Source organism: Halorubrum sp. AD140 (assembly GCF_034497445.1).
Classification (GTDB): Archaea; Halobacteriota; Halobacteria; order Halobacteriales; family Haloferacaceae; genus Halorubrum.
This window is the reverse complement of record NZ_JAXRUU010000011.1, coordinates 1-15529: the sequence shown is the minus strand read 5'-3', so window position 1 is coordinate 15529 and position 15529 is coordinate 1. Positions and strand designations below refer to the sequence as shown.

Genomic DNA, 15529 nt, shown 5'->3' with positions numbered 1-15529 from the left:
CGTCGAGCGCGCTCCGGGTCCGACTCGTCCCCGATCCACTCACGACGTGACACCTCCGTCGGCGTCGACCGGGTCGGCGTCCTCGTCGGACGTCACCTCGTCGTCGAGCGTCCCTCCCGCCATCAGGAGGCCGAGGTCGGACTCGGTGACGGCCTCGGGATCGACGACGTCGACGAACGAGCCCTCGTACATCACCGCGATCCGGTCGGCGAGCTGCTGGATCTCTTCGAGCTTCGAGGAGACGACCAGGACTCCGACGCCCTGATTCCGGAGTTCGATCAGTCGCTTGTGGATGAACTCGATCGACCCGATGTCGACGCCACGGGTCGGGTGTGAGGCCACCAGGACGTCCGGGTCGTGACCGATCTCGCGTCCGACGATGAACTTCTGTTGGTTCCCCCCGGACAGCGACTCGGCGTCCGTCTCCGGATTCGGCGGCTGCACGTCGTACTCCTCGATGATGTCCTCGGCGTGGGCGTGCACCGCCTCCCAGTCGATGAGCCCGTTCTTCGCGTACGGGTCGATCGTCTGGTTGCCGAGAAGGGCGTTTCGATAGAGGGAGTACTCCTGGACGAGCCCCGCCGTCTGTCGATCCTCGGGGATGTACGCGATCCCGTCTTCGATCCGGTCGCGGCGACGCAGATCCGTGATGTCGGTTCCGCGGAGCCGGACGGTGCCCGAGGACGGTCGCCGAAGCCCCGTGATACCCTCGATGAGTTCGCTCTGTCCGTTGCCCTGCACGCCTGCGATACCGAGGATCTCTCCCTCTCGAAGCGTGAAGTCGACGTCCGTGACCTGTTCTCGGCCGCGATCGCCTTGCACGTGAAGCCCCTCGACGCCGAGGACCGGGTCTCCCGTGGCCGTCGCGCGTTCGAGTCGGTCGAACAGCACCTCGCGACCGACCATCATCCGTGCCAGGTCCTGGTGGGTCGCCTCGGCCGCTGGAACCGTTCCGACCGCCTTTCCATCTCGGAGGACGGTGATGTCGTCTGCGATCTCCAGCGCCTCGTCCAGTTTGTGGGAGATGAAGATCAGCGAGCGACCGTCCGCCCGGAGATCGTTCATTACGTCCATCAGCCCGTCTACCTCCTGTGGGGTGAGCACCGCGGTCGGCTCGTCGAGCACGAGCACGTCCGCGCCCCGGTAGAGGCTCTTGACGATCTCCACGCGCTGTTGGGCGCCGAGGTCGAGGTCCTCCACGGGCGTGTCGAGGAACCGGTCGATGTCGAAGCCGTACCGCGAACAGATCGCTTCGATCTCGGCTCTGGCGCTCGCGTCGTCGACGATCCCGTTTTCCGTCGGCTCGTGGCCGAGAACGACGTTCTGAAGCACCGTCATCGGCTTCACGAGCTGGAAGTGCTGGTGGATCATCCCGATCCCCGCGTCCATCGCGTCCCGCGGCGACTCGAACGTCCGCTCGTCTCCGTTCACGTAGATGGACCCGCTGTTCTGGTCGTACAGCCCGTATAGAACGCTCATCAGCGTGGTCTTCCCCGAGCCGTTCTCGCCGAGGAGGGCGTGGATGGATCCGCTCTCGAGCGTGAAGTCGACCTCGTCGTTCGCGACGACGTCGCCGAACCGCTTCGTTATCCCTTCGAGACGGACCGCCGGTTCGTTACGCGTCATAGTGTTCTCATGGTGGTGTGATAAATTCGGACGGGAGCGGGACTCCCCTCAGCAGCTGGTCGGACCGCAGCTCAGGTCGATCTCGTCGTTCTCGAAGCCGGTCTTGGCGTCCTCGATGTTCTGGGTGAGCGCGTCGGGGAGTTCGTCCTCGAACGCCTGCCCGACGATGAAGTCGATGCTCCCCTGCTCGACGCTGAGGTTCTGCTCGCCGACGTACTCGTCGAAGTTCCCGTTGACGACCGCCTCGGAGACCGTGTAGGTGGCCTCGTTGAGCGCCTTGACCGCCGACCCGAGAATCACGTCCTGGTACTGGTCTTCGGTCACCGACTGGTCGACGTCGACCCCGAGCGCGAAGCGGTCGTTGTCCTGCGCCGCCGAGAAGACGCCGCCGCCGGCCGCGGACGCCGCGTGCCAGACGATGTCTGCGCCGTCGTCGATCTGCGACTCGGCCACGTCGTTGGTCGCGCCGGTGTCCGAGAAACTCCCGCCGTAGCCGGTGAGGACCTCGACGTCCTCGTTGACCCACTCTACGCCCTCGATGTACGACTGCTCGAAGGCGTTGATGAGCGGGATGTCCTCGCCGCCGACGAACCCCACCGTCATGCCGTCGGGGTCGGTGGAACTCCCCTCGTACTCGAAGTCCTCCTGGGTCATCACTCCCGCGGCGACGCCAGCGAGGAACGACATCTCGTTGTTCATCTCGATCCAGCCGGAGACGTTGTCGGCCCCCTCGACGATGTTGTTGATGAGCATCCAGTTCTGGTCGGGATACTCGCTCGCGTTCGTCTCCAGCGGGTCGGTGTGGTTGTCGCCGACACAGATGATGAGGTCGTAGTCGCTCTCGGCCACGTCGGCCTGGACCGACTCGTACTGGGACTCCTCCGTCTCCTCGACGGTCGAGTACTCGAGGTCGAACTCGTCGGACGCCTCCTCCAGCCCCTGAACCGCGTTGTCGTTGAACGCGTTGTCGTCGAAGCCGGCGGGACTCGAGATGATCGCCACTCGGGTCGTCGATCCCCCGTCCCCGCCGTCCTCGCCGTCACCGCCGTCGTCACCGCTGAGACAGCCGGCAAAGACAGTCGTCGACGCGATCACGCTACCGGATGCGAGGACGGTCCGGCGGCTGATCCTCGCAGGCCCGTCCGATTCTGTCAATTTATCATCCATAGGTGTGATCGGTACTCCGACATACTACATTATAAATTTACACATTAGTGGGTAGTTCGTCTCCGTCGGGACCGTGTACTGGTTCGAGTCAGCCGCTGGCTCAGCTACCACGTCAGAGGAGCCTGCGGCGTCCGAATCGGGCGACCTGAGGTCTCCAGTTTCCGTGGAGAGCGCGTGTCGGTATCCGCAGAGATTCCGGTAGGCGCCGTCGACGCCGGCGACCGGTCCGAGCGGTCATCGTGAATCGTTGACCGGTGGACGCAGATGATCGACGACGGCGGCGACCTCCTCGGGCGTCTCCCCGACGACGCGAATCATCGGTTCTTTGCCGACGGCCCCCTCGTCCGCGATCGCGGTCGGCGGCTCGTCCGCCGCCTCGAACGCGCGTTCGGCCGCCCAGTCCATCGTCGAGGACGCGGCCGGTTCGTCCGCCCGATCGAACCACGCCACGGGGGCCTCGAGCGTCTCCAGGGCGGCTCGACTCGACTCGGAGAGGCCGCAGTTCGTCGCGAAGCGAAGGGCCGGCGCGTGCTCGCGGGCGGCGAGGAGGAACCGGGCCAGGTGACTCGACGCGCCGAACCGGACGCCGCGGTTGGGTTCGACGCCGTCCATCGTGCGAGTGATGCGCCCCTCGACCGCCGCCGTCTCGGAGACCGACTCGGCGTACGGCGTCGCGCCGACGACGTTCATCCCGACCTCGGGAACGAGGGCGCTCACGTCGTCGGCGACGAACCGCTCGACGAGGCCGCGGACGTCCCGGACAGTGCGCTCCCGTGCGGCCTCGTTCCGCAGGTCGACGAGGTGGTGGACCGCGCCCGGTCCCCGGCCGACGTCGAGCGGGTACCGGACGGCCCGCGCCGCGAACGCGATGGCGTCCTCGACCGCGCGTTCGAGGTCGGCTCCCGCGCCCAGGTTGGCGGCGATCGCCGCCGAGAGCGAACACCCCGACCCGTGGGTCGCCGCGGCGTCGATCCGGGGGTGGACGAACGCGCTGACCCCCTCGGGCGTCACGAGAACGTCCCGAACGGAGTCGTCGTCGCCGTGGCCGCCCGTCACGAGCGCGGCGTCGGCGCCCATCTCGATCAGCCGGTCCCCCGCCTTCCGCGCGGTCGCATCCTCCGCCGGGTCGATCCCGGTGAGGACGGCCGCTTCGTCGCGGTTCGGCGTGACGAGCGTCGCCTCCGAGACGAGCCCCTCGTAGGCGCGCTCGCCCGCGGCGTCGAGGAGCCGGTCGCCGGACGTGGCGACCATGACGGGGTCGACGACGAGGGGGAAGCCCGACGTCGACACGCAGTCACTGACGGTCCGGACCACCTCGGGCGTCCCGAGCATCCCCGTCTTCGCGGCGCGGACGTCGAAGTCGTCGGCGACCGCCTCGTACTGGGCGCGGACGTCCGCCGCGTCGAGGACGGTGGACCGCTCGACGCCACGGGTGTGCTGGGCCGTGACGCTCGTGACGACGCTCGTCGGGAAGGTCTCGTGCGCGCTCATCGTCCGCAGGTCGGCCTGGATCCCGGCGCCGCCGCCCGAGTCGCTCCCCGCGATCGTGAGGGCGACCGGGAGCGAGACCGGCGCCGGACGACGCATCAGGGAGTCACCTCCGGGATCTCCCACCCTTCCCGGGTGTAGGCCATCTCCCAGAAGCGGTACTCCAGCCGAGCGCTGGTCAGGAACGCCGACCGCATCGCGTCTCGTTTCCCCGGGTTGGCCTCGGCGAACCGGTCGACCAGCTCCCGCATCCGATCGACGGACTCGACGAACTCGTCGCTCGTGTACTTCTCGATGAAGGGCGTGTATCGGTGTTCTTCCGCGGCGAGGTCGGCCATGTGTTCCGCGACGTCGAGGTACCCCTGTCCGCAGGGATAGACCGCGGCAGCGGTTTCCGCGAGCGACCGCTCGTAGGCGGTCCGAACGAGGAAGTTCGTGTACCCGACGCACGTCGGCGACTTCTCCACCGATCGCAGGTCGTCGAGCGCGAGCCCGTACGTGGCGGCGAACCGTCGGTGGAGGTCCATCTCGTGGTCGACGATCGAGTGGGCGACGTCCAGGAGATGCATCATCACCGTCTCGTCGGTCGCTTTCGCCCCCGCGATGGAGAAGACGCGAGCGTAGTCGAGGAGGTAGCGGTAGTCCTGCGCGACCCAGGTCCTGAAGGCCGCCTCGTCGAGGGTTCCGGCGGCGAGTTCGCGGACGAAGGGGTGACGCTTCTGTGCCTCCCAGACGTCCGCCCCGGCGTCGAGCAGGCGATCGCTGAACCTCGCGCCGTGTTCGGTCGTCGTCACGGCGATCAGTCGTCGGCGGGCGCGGGCGCGTTTCCGGGGAGTTCGACCGCCGGCGCGCTCACGTCCAGCTCGTCGAGGGCGACCTGCGCGGCGCGCTTTCCGGAGAGGAGCATCGCGCCGAACGTGGGACCCATCCGCGTGAGGCCGTGCGTGGTCGCGGTCGAAAGACCCGCGGTGAGGAGGCCGTCGTGAACCTTCCCCGTGTACTCGACGACCTTGTCCTCGCTGTCGGCGACCCACATCGAGTCGTGTCCCGGCGAGTCGTGTCCGGGCGCGCCGTACTCGCCGTCGTCAGTTGCGTCCATCCCGGTGGCGTGAGACTCGACGTGTTCGATCCCCGGGGCGTCGACGGCGCCGCGCTCCTGGAGCTTGGAGACGACGACGGCGTCGTGACCCGTCGCGTCGACGACGAGATCGGACTCGACGGCGATGGGGTCGACGCAGGTGAGCTCTCGCGGGAGCGCGTGGACCGGGGACCAGTTCATCACGATCCCCGCGACGCGGTGGTCCTCGCGGACGACGACGTCCGTGAACTCGGTCATGTTCTGTATCTTCGCGCCGGCGTCGCAGGCCGCCTTGATGAGCGCGGAGCAGGCGTGCGGGCCGTCGGCGAGGTGGAGACCCTCGGTCTCCGATTCCTCGTGAGGGACGCCGAGTTCGTCGAGGACGGCGTCGGCGGGCTCGCGGACCGTGAGCTTGTTCATCAGGAAGCCGCCGAGCCAGAACCCGCCGCCGAGGTAGTTGTTCTTCTCGACGACCATCACGTCCACGTCGCGCTGGGCGAGCTCCCTCGCCGCGACGAGGCCGGAGGGGCCGCCGCCGACGACGATGACGTCGGTGTCGGTGTAGTCGAGGAACTCCTCGCCCCACGACTGCGCGATCGCGTTCGTGACCTGTGCGTCCGTCGCGTCGCTGAATCCGTCGAACGACATATTACCCACTAATATCACCTAGTTATTAGGCGTTGTGGTCCCGATCCAAGCAGTTCGGAAAACGGCGTCACGGCCGATGGAAAACGCGAATCGGCAAGGTGTCCGGGGGTGCGATTCGGGACGCTTCGGCACGAATAGGCCCCCTACGGCGATGCCGATCGCCCGTTATCCGGCTGGACTGTCAGCCCTCTGCGCGTTCCGTTCGGCCCACGACCGAAGCGGGTCGAGCGGCTCGAAGCGGGTCCCGAGACGGTTCACCAGATGACGTCGTCTTCGACGCGTATCGTCCCCGATTCGACGATGCGAGCGTCGAGCCCGCCGCGGTGTGTCAGCGCCTCTGCAGCGTCGGGCTGGTCGGCAAGCGACTGCATGTACCCACACGGCTCACAGAGTCCGAGCCCCTCGACGACGATGTCGCCGATGCGAAACCGCTCGCCGACGAGGTGGTTGAGCGCCACCCCACGGGTCGTGACGTTTCGTCGATGCGCCCCCGACCCGAGATCGACCCCGTACTCCTCGCGCGCCGCAGCGAGCGCTTCCGCCTCGATGAGCGTCACGTCGCTCGGTTCGAGGTCCTCCTGTTCGTTGTAGATCCCCTCGCCCTCGTAGTACCGGTCGCCCTTGAGCCCGCGGCCGGCGACCGCCTCGACCGAGTCGCGCGGCACGGGACGCCCGCCGGTCTCCGGGGTGACGTGGATCGCCGCTACCGATCCGATGCGAGAGGCATCACGCACGCCTCCGTCTGTCGTGGTCATACCGGCAGTTGCGAACCCCGTTGCTTGGCTCTGTTGAAACCGTTTCGGACAGACGCAGTGAAGAACCGGTCGCAGATTGGTCGAGACAACGAGACGACTACTCCCCCGACTCTGTCGACTCGCCCGTCTCCTCCCCGCACTCCGGACATCGCTCGTGTGTACTGTCGAACCGCTCGTCACACGCGGGACACTGGACCGTCTCGGCGCGCTCGGCCGCGTTCTCGGCGGTCTGTTTGAACTCCTCTACCCGTCGCCCGAGCGCGTTGAATAGCCCCATCGTCCTTCGAACGACGGAACCGCGAGACAAAAGTGTTCGCCGGACCATCTGGACGCTACGGACTCGGCGTCGGACACGGCGGGTGCGAACGCGCCTCCCGGTGAGGACTCCGACGGACTACTCCGGGCCCGCGTCCTCGTACGTCGGCCCCACGCAGACAGTGAGTGACCGCGGGTCCGCGTACAACACGAGCTCGTCGGCTTCGGTCACCTCGCCGTCGAGACTGAACGTGATCGGCTCGCTGTCGGTCCCTCGAATCTCCAGTTGGCTCGTCTGAACGTGGATCACGTGGTCGGTGTCGCGGCCGAACACCCGATGGGCGGTCGCTTCGGCCAGAACGTCTTTCGCGGGCATCTGCTCGATGACGACGGCGTCGAAAAGCCCGTCTTCGACGTCGGCCGGGCCGCCACGATTGACGAACCGCCGGACGTTCCCGACGAGCACGCACAGCGCCTCTCCCGACCAGGTCGTTTCCTCGCCGTTGGAGACGGCAGTGATATCGACGTGCAGTCCCCCGAACTCCGTGAGCTCCCGTAGACCGGCGACGACGAACGCCAGCGATCCGAACCGCTCTTTCAGCTCGCTCGACGCCGCGACGCTGACCTCGGCCGGTAAGCCGGCGATACACGAGACGACGAACGGCTCTTCTCCGGCGAACCCGACGTCGATTCGCCGTCGCTCACCGTTCTCGAGCAGGTCGAACCCGTCCTCGACGCTCGCCACCCCGATGGTGGTCGCGAAGATGTTCTCCGTTCCCGTCGGGATTGCGCCGAGGGTCACCGTCCCGAGGGCCGACGACTCAGCGAGGCCACGAACGACCTCGTGGAGCGTCCCGTCGCCACCCGCGACAGCCAGTCGGTCGACGTCGCTCGCGGCGGCGTCCGCCGCGAGCTGTACCGCGTGTTCTTCGTGCGTCGTTTCCCGGATCGCGTAGTTCCGTTCCCGTGCTAACCGGCGAACGTCGTCGACGTGGTCTGCCGTTCCGCTCGTCGGATTGAGGATGACCCACCGTTCGGTCCCGTCCGAGCGGGTTGCGTCGGGAGCGGTCCGGTCGTCAGGTGCCGGCTCTCCGTCGTCACTCATCGTCGGTGTCGTCCTCCGTCCACGCCTCCGGATCGCCTTCACGGAACTCCCCCTCGGCGTGTCGCTCTCGGGGCCAAAATGCGAGTCCGAGAGTCGCTCCGACGAACGTGGTGACGACGCCAACCACGACCCCGACCAGAAGAACGGAATGCGGGTTGTCCTCGCTGAAAAACGTCCCCGTCAGAACCGCGGCGATGACCGTCACCGGCCAAGCGGTCGCTTGATCGAGACGCTGCCGCCACGTCGTCGCCTGGTCCAGTTCGCCGCGGTAGGCGTGCGCCATCACCGAGCCCAGACCTGCGCGCTGTTCGACCACCTCCCGTCCGATCTCCCGCTGGTCACGCGCCGTCGGGTCCCCATCGTCCTCGTTCGGGTCGGTCATGCGCCCGACTACGGCTCCCGTTCGCATAACCAGTGGTGCCGGCGTCCGCAGCTCCCGTCTCGTAGACTGCGTGTTCCGAACGGGTTCGGCTGAGAGACATTTCCCTCTTCGCGACCGCGATCGATCCGAGAGATGGGTACCGAAATCGATCTGCGAGATCACTCGTCTTGCGAGGTTCGGGTGTCCAATCAGGGACCGCTCGGTGACGGGGAGTTGGAGAGCGGGAACGGGAAGTTGGGCCGTTCGACGTGCGTGACCTGATACCGCAGCGGCGACACGAGGTGTTGCTCGAGACGTTCGATCGCCTCGGACCCAGCGAGGGGTTCGTGCTGGTAAACGACCACGACCCGAAGCCGCTGTACCACCAGTTCGACGCCAGCCCGGAGTTCTACTGGGAGTACCGCGAGCGTGATCCCGGCGAGTTCAGGGTACTGATCGGGAGGGCCGAAACGCACGACGATAACCCGGCTGTCTCTGAGAGTCCGAACGCACCGTTCTAACGCCGGCTTCGGCTCGCTTCCGACTGATGGGCCATCGCTCACGTTCGACGGTGCGAGCGGACCGGGACTCGTTGTAGACTCGACGCAAATCACCTCGTGCTTCGGCGGGGATTCGAGTACACGGCGCGTCAGAATCTGCCGTCTCAGACCTCCGGAATACCGATGTAAGCGGAGCGCGTGAGCTAGAGGAGATGAATCCGACTGTAATGCTGCCGCCGAGACCGGATCGCCGTTGGACGATGGCGAAACAGCTGGGAATCGATACCGCGGTCGTGCGGTTCTGGGGCATGGATGAGTGGTGGGAGTACGAACGTCTCATGCTCACTAAAACCCGGTTTGCGGACCACGGGTTCTCGCTCGACGTGGTCGAGGACCGGCCGCCGATGGAGAAGACGGTCCTCGGCAAACGGGGACGAGACGCGGAGATAGAGGTCGTCAAAGAGTTGCTCCGAAATATGGGTCGGCTCGGTATCGACACCTACTGTTGGGTGTGGACGGAGAACCCACTCGGCGTCATCCGAACTTCCGACTCGATTCCGGGACGAGGCGATTCGCAATGTATCGGGTACGATCACGAGTGGATGGAGCGCGCCCCTGTACACGAGGCAGCCGACGTCACTGAGGAGGAGTTGTGGGAGAACCTTCGATACTTCCTCGATGAGGTCGTCCCGGTCGCGGAGGAGGCTGGTGTGAACCTCGCACTCCATCCCGATGATCCACCGACGTCTCCGATTCGGGGCGTCCCCCGTATCGTCACCTCCGTCGAGGAGTATCGGCGGATTCTCGCACTGCACGACAGCCCTCACCACGGAATCACCTTCTGTCAGGGGAATTTCTCTGCAATGCAAGCAGCGATCCCCGAGACGATTCGAGAGTTCGGGGATCGAATTCATTTCGTCCATTTCCGTGACGTGGAAGGAAACAGCGAGAAATTCGTAGAGACGTGGCACGACGAGGGGCCGACCGACATGAAAGCTGCTATCGAGGCGTATCAAGACATAGAGTTTGAAGGCCCAATTCGTCCGGATCACGTTCCTCGTATGATCGGGGAAGAGGACCGGGAGGAGACGATGGCTGGGTATACGGATATGGGTAGACTGTTCGCCATCGGGTACATCAAAGGCCTCATCGAGTGAGTGGACGCTCAAAGACCCGTGGAACCGTCAATTTGCTCGCTCGAAAGCCTCGTCGGGCGGGACGTCCAAGCGAGGGAATCCGGAGTGACCCCGCCCTGTGACCGTCCACTCAGTCGGCTCGTCGAACTCCATCCTGGGTAAGAAAGCAGCTGCGGGGCGAAAGTACAGCGCCGGTTCGGCGCAGTCACAGCCCCCAGAAAAATGTGATGCCAGCAGTCGTCACGACAGTTAGTATCAGTTGTAAGGGTGCGCCGACCCGTGCGAAATCCGTGAACTTGTACCCGCCGGGGCCGTAGACCATGAGGTTCGTCTGGTAGCCGACAGGGGTCAGTAGCGGTGTGTTGGCGGCGAAGGTCACGGCCATTGCGAACGCGAAGGGGTTGGCACCGAGTTGGCCGGCAACCTCGACCCCGATCGGCAGGAGCAACACGACGCTGGCGGAGTTGCTGACCATCTCCGTGATGAGTGCGGTCCCCAGGTAGAACAGCCTCAGGACCGCAATCGCGGGTAGGAGGACGCCTGCGGAGACGACGAGGTCGGCGATGACGTCTGCTGTGCCAGAGGCCTCGACCGCGATACCCAGCGGGATGACGCCCGCCACCATGAAGATGACTTCCCAGTCGATGGCTTCGTATGCGTCCTCGGGCGTGAGGATGCCCGTGAAGAACATCGCCGCGACGCCCGTCAGTGCACTCACCATGAGCGTGAGGACGTCGAGTGCCGCGAGTCCCAGGGCGCCGACGAGGATCCCCAGCGCGATGGGAATCTTCGACCGGTCGAACTCCTCCCACCTGTCCTCGCCTGAGATGGCCACGTTCGTGTCCCTCGCGATGCGATCGAGCACTTGGTCGGACGCCTGCACCAGGATGACGTCACCGGCCCGCAATCGCACCTCTCGGAAGCGCTTGCGGATCACTTCGTTGCCGCGCCGAATCGCCAGCACTCTCACGTCGTGGTCGCGCTCGAAGTCTGCAACTCCGCTGCGCCGACTCGACCAGGGCCCGGGCAATAGCACGACTTCGGTGAGTTCGCTCTCCTCGTCGGAGGTCTCCTCGGCCGTCTCGTCGCCGTCCTCCTCCGTGTCTTCGCTCGACGCTTCGTCCTCGGTGGAAGAGCCGCTTTGCTCTGCGTCGAGCGACTCCCAGCCGTGACGCTGTGGTGAGAAGCCGGGCGGGAGGGGCGCATCGTCCTCCGTGGCCGCCTCCATGACCTCCGGTAACAGCTGCAGGTGTCCCTGTTCGATGATCTCCTGGAGGGTTTCCTGGTCAGCCCTGACGGAGAGGACATCGCCGGACTGGATTCGTTCCGACCCGAGTCCGTGGGAAAGTGTCCGGTCCCCACGAACGATCTGGAACACATCGAGGTCGAGGTCCTCCTCGCCCAGTTCCCCGACCCGGGAGCCGACGACCGGCGAGTCCTCCATGACGACGACGTCGGTGAGGTAGTCGGTCATGCCGAACGCGTCGGTGGGCGACCCCGCCGGCTCGATCCGCGCTGGAGTGAGGTATCGACCGATAGTTAACAGGTACACGATTCCCACGAGCAAGACGATGGCGCCCAGGTGCGTGAACTCGAGCAGCGCGAACGGCTGTGCGTCGGGACCGCCCACCTGGACCCACACCTCGCTCGCCAGGAGGTTCGTTATCGTCCCGACGACGGTGAGCATGCCGCCGAGCATCGAGGCGAACGACAGTGGTATCAGGAGCTTCGAGGGAGAAGTCTTCGTTTGCCGAGCGAGGTTCATTATCGCTGGTATCAACACGGCGACGACTGAGACGTTGCTGACGACCCCGCCCGGCGGCCCGGAGAGAGTGACCGTGGCGAGTAGCTGCCGGAACTCGTTGTCCCCGGCGAACACAATCAGTTTCCGCGTGAGGATCTGAATAACCCCGGTTCGTCGGACGCCTTCGCTCAGGACGAACATCGCCAGTACGGTGAGCGTCGCCGGGTTCGAGAAGCCTGAGACTGCCTACTCCGGCGACACGCCGGTCCACTCACCGAGGAGGGCAAGTGCGACCATGAGACCGACCGCGGTGGCGTCGATTGGAACCGGCTGGGTAACGAAGAGGACGAAGACGATGACGATGATCGCCAGTACGACGACCACGTCAAGCGAGACCGGAAGCTGCACAGGAAGTAGCTGCAGCGGCCATCCACCGCTCGAAGAGAAGGAGAGTAAGACAGCACTCATGTATTCGTTCTCCTGAGAATCATCTGGGTGACTACATAGAATTTGGGTCTCTCCGAGTCCAGGCTGTTCTTCGAGAAGCGTGTACCCCGGCAGCGACGGCGAACAGTCACAACGCAGTTCCCACGGTGGGATGGCCCGACCGAGGAAGCCTTCGAGCAGGCCGGCTGGCAGTTCCAAGGGGCGCTGGACAACGCACTCGCAGAACCGGCGTGAGAATGCCGTTGTTTTTAAACGACACCGACGACCGCGAGCAGGCCAATGACAACCAGAAGCGGCGCGATCACACTGCCTCCCGCTAGCAGTTTGTTCTCCATCGCCTTCTCGTGGATCGGCATGGCGGTGTACTCCTCACGGAACGCCTCAAGGTTCTGGTCGTCGTAGAGGTCCTTCGTCTTCAGCGCGAATCGTTCGGTCACCGCACAGCCCGTACTGACCGGCTCGCCTTCCAACCACTCCGTTTCGGTGTGGCTGGTGCAGGCGATTGCCCCGCAGTTCGGACAGTAGGTGTACGTCTCATCGACGCCGCTTATGTCACAATGAACGCACCGATGGATGCCGTCCCCGGCGGTTACTCGTGAAGCCACATGGGTTGTTGATCGGTCCACGGGCTCGAAATCGCAAGGCGACGACAGCAAAAGGATGCTCCGGCGGGGATTTGAACCCCGGTCATTGCCTCGAGAGGGCAATATGATTGGCCGGACTACACTACCAGAGCGCACGTCCACTTGACGCAATTTCGGATACGAAAGGATATTGTAAAACAGTTCCGTTTCGACCGCGCCGTGACCCGGTTTACCGTGGCTCGAGTTCCTCGACGGCGGGGCGAGACGTCTCTCAGACGTCGACGGCGAACGGAGCCGCCTCTGTCGCCCCGTCGGCGATAGCGGCGAGCAGATCGGCGACCGCAGCAACGTCGTTCAGGTCGACGACCTCCACGGGCGTGTGCATGTACCGGTTCGGGATCGAGACGTTCAGCGACGGGACACCGCCGCGCGACGTGTAGAACGCGTCGGCGTCGGTGCCGGTACGCGTACCGGCCGCCTGCAGTTGGACGTCGATTGCGGCCGCATCCGCGGCGTCGCGCGCGAGTGCCACGAGGGCGGGGTGGTTCGTGCTCCCGCGGGTGATCACCGGTCCCGCTCCGAGCTCGACCGGGCCGCGGCGTTCGGTGTCGACGTCGGGACTGTCGGTGGCGTGGGTGACGTCGACGGCGACGAACGCGTCCACGTCGTCGAGGTCGACGCCGACCATCCGGGCGCCCTGAAGGCCGACCTCCTCCTGGACGGTGGAGACGGCGTAGACGGTGGCGTCGACCTCGGCGGCCGCCGCGCGGCGGAGTCCCTCGGCGGCCGCCCACGCGCCCGTCCGGTTGTCGATCCCGCGGGCGGCGATCCGGCCGCCGACCAGTTCCTCGCAGTCGGTCGAGAACGTGACCGGGTCGCCCACTTCGACGTACTCGCGGGCCTCGTCGGCGTCGGTTGCACCGATGTCGACGAACTGGTTCGCGACCTCCTCGTACTCGTCTTCCGACGGGTCTCGCAGGTGGATCGCGGTCTGGCCGATCACGCCCTGGACGGGCTCGTCGCCGTGGATCGTGACGTGCTGCCCCTTCGAGACCGTGCGGTCGGCGCCGCCGATCCGCGCGATCCGGAGGAAGCCGTCGTCGAGCACGTCGCGGACGATGAAACCGATCTCGTCGGCATGGCCCGTGAGCGCGATCGCGGGCGCGTCGGGGTCTCCCTCGTGGACCGCGACGGCGTTACCGTACGCGTCGACGGAGACGTCGTCCGCGAACGCGCGGACGTGGTCGGTCCAGACGCGCTGGCTCGGGGTCTCGAATCCGGAGGGACTGGCGGTCGCGAGCAGATCGTCGAGAAACGTCCGGCCGCTCTCGTGCATGGCCGGAACTGACGCGGCGGCGGGCAAGAACTCGCCGATCCGTCCGCGGGACGAGCCACCGCCGGTTCTGCGCGGCGAGGCCCTCCCGCGACGACCACGCCGCCACGCCTACGGAGATCGCTGCCGCCACGCCTATATCGTTGCCGCGCGAACGACGAGATATGACGGACTCGTCAATCACCCTACTGGAGGTCCACCTCGGCGACGGCGACATCGAGATCGGCCCGTTCGAACTGTTCGGTGCGACCGACGAGCCGGTGACGGTCTCCGAATTGGAAGGAGAAGTGGACACCGACGAGGACGCCGACGGCCGTTCGGCGCGATTGGTCGCCGGAGTCGTGCTCGCGCTCGCCGCGCTCGCCGCGGTGGCGGTCGGCGTCGCGAAGCTCCGGAGCGGCGACGAGGCCCCGTCGGGCGTCGACGGCGACGGCTGATCGACCGGCGCGGACCGAATCGACGCGAGGCGTGCGCTCGCCGCCGAACCGACACGAGCGCTCGCCGCCGAAACCGACACAAGCGATTTGAGGCGGGCGCTCGTCGCTCTCACATGGACATTCTCCGAAGCCTGCGCACGGTCTCCGAGGCGTCCGGTGCCGGCGTCGTCGACTGGGACCGGGCAGCGGCGGCCGCGAAGGCGAGCACGGACCCCGGCTCGCTCGCTCTCACGGCCGACGAGCGAGCGGGGTACGCCGCCGACGTCCGGGACGCCCGCACGCGGCTGGGCGAGGTCGCGGGGATCGCGTTCGACGTGCCCGACGCGATCGAGGTGCAGAACCGCCACCACTGGATCGACGCGAGCGTCGACACGTTTCGGAACGTGATGGCGCCGATCGAGGCGGCCGCGCCCGGGCAGACGGGGGCCGGTCCCGGCGGCCTGAACGGTCCCACCGCCCCGGTCGCCGCGTTCTCCCGGGACGTCTCGCGGATCGCCAACACCGGCACGATGGCGTTCGCGCTCGGCTTCCTCGCGCGGAACGTGCTCGGGCAGTACGACCCCCTGCTGCTCGCCGACGAGCCGGACGCCGAGCACGGCCTCTACTTCGTCCACCCGAACATCGTCGCCGTGGCGGCGTCGCTCGACGTCGACTACCCGCGGTTCCGCCGGTGGATCGCCTTTCACGAGGTGACCCACGCGGCCGAGTTCGGCGCGGCGCCGTGGCTCCCGGCGTACCTCGAGTCGCGCGTCGAGCGCGGCGTCGAGGGACTGACGGCCGGTGAGCTCACGATCGGCGGGCTCGACGCGGACGCGTTCCGCGAGCTGCAGGCGGCGATGACAGCCGTCGAGGGGTACGCCGAGGT

At 66.3% G+C, this 15529-nt stretch carries 15 protein-coding genes, 1 tRNA gene and 3 pseudogenes; 4 read left to right on the top strand and 15 right to left on the bottom strand.

What is annotated here, in order from left to right; all coding sequences use genetic code 11:
- Positions 1 to 39: 39 nt before the first annotated feature.
- From U4E84_RS04510 to U4E84_RS04470, 9 genes are all read right to left on the bottom strand, one after another.
- On the bottom strand, positions 40 to 1626 hold the full coding sequence (locus U4E84_RS04510; protein ID WP_322530901.1) for an ABC transporter ATP-binding protein: 1587 nt from the start codon (positions 1624 to 1626) through the stop codon (positions 40 to 42).
- A 48-nt stretch (positions 1627 to 1674) separates the two neighbouring features.
- Positions 1675 to 2793: a BMP family ABC transporter substrate-binding protein gene (locus U4E84_RS04505; protein ID WP_322530900.1), complete on the bottom strand. Its 1119-nt coding sequence runs from the start codon at positions 2791 to 2793 to the stop codon at positions 1675 to 1677.
- Positions 2794 to 3027: 234 nt separating this feature from the next.
- Complete coding sequence (gene thiD / locus U4E84_RS04500; protein WP_322530899.1) at positions 3028 to 4380, bottom strand: bifunctional hydroxymethylpyrimidine kinase/phosphomethylpyrimidine kinase; 1353 nt, start codon at positions 4378 to 4380, stop codon at positions 3028 to 3030.
- Positions 4380 to 5075, bottom strand: coding sequence for a thiaminase II (gene tenA, locus U4E84_RS04495; RefSeq protein WP_322530898.1), 696 nt, complete (start codon positions 5073 to 5075; stop codon positions 4380 to 4382). The genes thiD and tenA overlap by 1 nt, the downstream gene beginning before the upstream one ends.
- 5 nt (positions 5076 to 5080) lie before the next feature.
- Positions 5081 to 6007 carry a sulfide-dependent adenosine diphosphate thiazole synthase gene (locus tag U4E84_RS04490; RefSeq protein ID WP_322530897.1) on the bottom strand — a complete coding sequence of 309 codons (927 nt, stop codon included), beginning with the start codon at positions 6005 to 6007 and terminating at the stop codon, positions 5081 to 5083.
- A 254-nt stretch (positions 6008 to 6261) separates the two neighbouring features.
- Positions 6262 to 6762 carry an MOSC domain-containing protein gene (locus U4E84_RS04485; RefSeq protein ID WP_322530896.1) on the bottom strand — a complete coding sequence of 167 codons (501 nt, stop codon included), beginning with the start codon at positions 6760 to 6762 and terminating at the stop codon, positions 6262 to 6264.
- 97 nt (positions 6763 to 6859) lie between these two features.
- The gene (locus tag U4E84_RS04480) at positions 6860 to 7039 is read right to left on the bottom strand and encodes a hypothetical protein (protein WP_322530895.1); all 180 of its coding nucleotides are present in this window, start codon (positions 7037 to 7039) and stop codon (positions 6860 to 6862) included.
- 117 nt (positions 7040 to 7156) lie between these two features.
- Positions 7157 to 8122, bottom strand: coding sequence for a diacylglycerol kinase family protein (locus U4E84_RS04475; RefSeq protein WP_322530894.1), 966 nt, complete (start codon positions 8120 to 8122; stop codon positions 7157 to 7159).
- Positions 8115 to 8504, bottom strand: a complete 390-nt coding sequence (locus tag U4E84_RS04470) for a DUF2270 domain-containing protein (RefSeq protein WP_322530893.1) — start codon at positions 8502 to 8504, stop codon at positions 8115 to 8117. The genes U4E84_RS04475 and U4E84_RS04470 overlap by 8 nt, the downstream gene beginning before the upstream one ends.
- Positions 8505 to 8749: 245 nt before the next feature.
- Between U4E84_RS04470 and U4E84_RS04465 the strand changes: the two are divergent.
- Together U4E84_RS04465 and U4E84_RS04460 are read left to right on the top strand one after the other, a co-directional pair.
- Positions 8750 to 9004, top strand: a pseudogene (locus U4E84_RS04465) (DUF2249 domain-containing protein); the annotation flags it as partial.
- Positions 9005 to 9195: 191 nt separating this feature from the next.
- The gene (locus U4E84_RS04460) at positions 9196 to 10140 is read left to right on the top strand and encodes a mannonate dehydratase (protein ID WP_345785497.1); all 945 of its coding nucleotides are present in this window, start codon (positions 9196 to 9198) and stop codon (positions 10138 to 10140) included.
- Positions 10141 to 10324: 184 nt separating this feature from the next.
- On the opposite strand, the gene U4E84_RS04455 is transcribed toward U4E84_RS04460, so the two are convergent.
- From U4E84_RS04455 to U4E84_RS04430, 6 genes and pseudogenes are all read right to left on the bottom strand, one after another.
- On the bottom strand, positions 10325 to 11593 hold the full coding sequence (locus U4E84_RS04455; protein WP_345785498.1) for an SLC13 family permease: 1269 nt from the start codon (positions 11591 to 11593) through the stop codon (positions 10325 to 10327).
- Between the two features lie 72 nt (positions 11594 to 11665).
- Positions 11666 to 12097: pseudogene (locus tag U4E84_RS18970) on the bottom strand (SLC13 family permease); the annotation flags it as partial.
- A gap of 12 nt (positions 12098 to 12109) precedes the next feature.
- The gene (locus tag U4E84_RS04445; RefSeq protein ID WP_322530890.1) at positions 12110 to 12331 is read right to left on the bottom strand and encodes a hypothetical protein; all 222 of its coding nucleotides are present in this window, start codon (positions 12329 to 12331) and stop codon (positions 12110 to 12112) included.
- A 227-nt stretch (positions 12332 to 12558) separates the two neighbouring features.
- Positions 12559 to 12909: pseudogene (locus U4E84_RS04440) on the bottom strand (restriction endonuclease); the annotation flags it as partial.
- A 62-nt stretch (positions 12910 to 12971) separates the two neighbouring features.
- A tRNA-Glu gene (locus U4E84_RS04435) sits at positions 12972 to 13046 on the bottom strand.
- A 119-nt stretch (positions 13047 to 13165) separates the two neighbouring features.
- Positions 13166 to 14230 carry a M20/M25/M40 family metallo-hydrolase gene (locus U4E84_RS04430; RefSeq protein WP_322530889.1) on the bottom strand — a complete coding sequence of 355 codons (1065 nt, stop codon included), beginning with the start codon at positions 14228 to 14230 and terminating at the stop codon, positions 13166 to 13168.
- 161 nt (positions 14231 to 14391) lie between these two features.
- On the opposite strand from U4E84_RS04430, the gene U4E84_RS04425 reads away from it, so the two are divergent.
- Positions 14392 to 14664 carry a hypothetical protein gene (locus tag U4E84_RS04425; protein ID WP_322530888.1) on the top strand — a complete coding sequence of 91 codons (273 nt, stop codon included), beginning with the start codon at positions 14392 to 14394 and terminating at the stop codon, positions 14662 to 14664.
- Between the two features lie 113 nt (positions 14665 to 14777).
- A partial coding sequence (locus U4E84_RS04420) for a zinc-dependent metalloprotease (RefSeq protein ID WP_322530887.1) occupies positions 14778 to 15529 on the top strand: 752 nt, incomplete at its 3' end.

Bases quoted from the DNA above. Each gene is read 5' to 3' on its own strand.
- U4E84_RS04510 (WP_322530901.1), bottom strand. From the start codon at position 1,626: ATGACGCGTAACGAACCGGCGGTCCGTCTCGAAGGGATAACGAAGCGG.
- U4E84_RS04505 (WP_322530900.1), bottom strand. From the start codon at position 2,793: ATGGATGATAAATTGACAGAATCGGACGGGCCTGCGAGGATCAGCCGC.
- thiD (WP_322530899.1), bottom strand. From the start codon at position 4,380: ATGCGTCGTCCGGCGCCGGTCTCGCTCCCGGTCGCCCTCACGATCGCG.
- U4E84_RS04490 (WP_322530897.1), bottom strand. From the start codon at position 6,007: ATGTCGTTCGACGGATTCAGCGACGCGACGGACGCACAGGTCACGAAC.
- U4E84_RS04485 (WP_322530896.1), bottom strand. From the start codon at position 6,762: ATGACCACGACAGACGGAGGCGTGCGTGATGCCTCTCGCATCGGATCG.
- U4E84_RS04480 (WP_322530895.1), bottom strand. From the start codon at position 7,039: ATGGGGCTATTCAACGCGCTCGGGCGACGGGTAGAGGAGTTCAAACAG.
- U4E84_RS04475 (WP_322530894.1), bottom strand. From the start codon at position 8,122: ATGAGTGACGACGGAGAGCCGGCACCTGACGACCGGACCGCTCCCGAC.
- U4E84_RS04470 (WP_322530893.1), bottom strand. From the start codon at position 8,504: ATGACCGACCCGAACGAGGACGATGGGGACCCGACGGCGCGTGACCAG.
- U4E84_RS04460 (WP_345785497.1), top strand. From the start codon at position 9,196: ATGAATCCGACTGTAATGCTGCCGCCGAGACCGGATCGCCGTTGGACG.
- U4E84_RS04455 (WP_345785498.1), bottom strand. From the start codon at position 11,593: ATGACCGACTACCTCACCGACGTCGTCGTCATGGAGGACTCGCCGGTC.
- U4E84_RS04445 (WP_322530890.1), bottom strand. From the start codon at position 12,331: ATGAGTGCTGTCTTACTCTCCTTCTCTTCGAGCGGTGGATGGCCGCTG.
- U4E84_RS04430 (WP_322530889.1), bottom strand. From the start codon at position 14,230: ATGCACGAGAGCGGCCGGACGTTTCTCGACGATCTGCTCGCGACCGCC.
- U4E84_RS04425 (WP_322530888.1), top strand. From the start codon at position 14,392: ATGACGGACTCGTCAATCACCCTACTGGAGGTCCACCTCGGCGACGGC.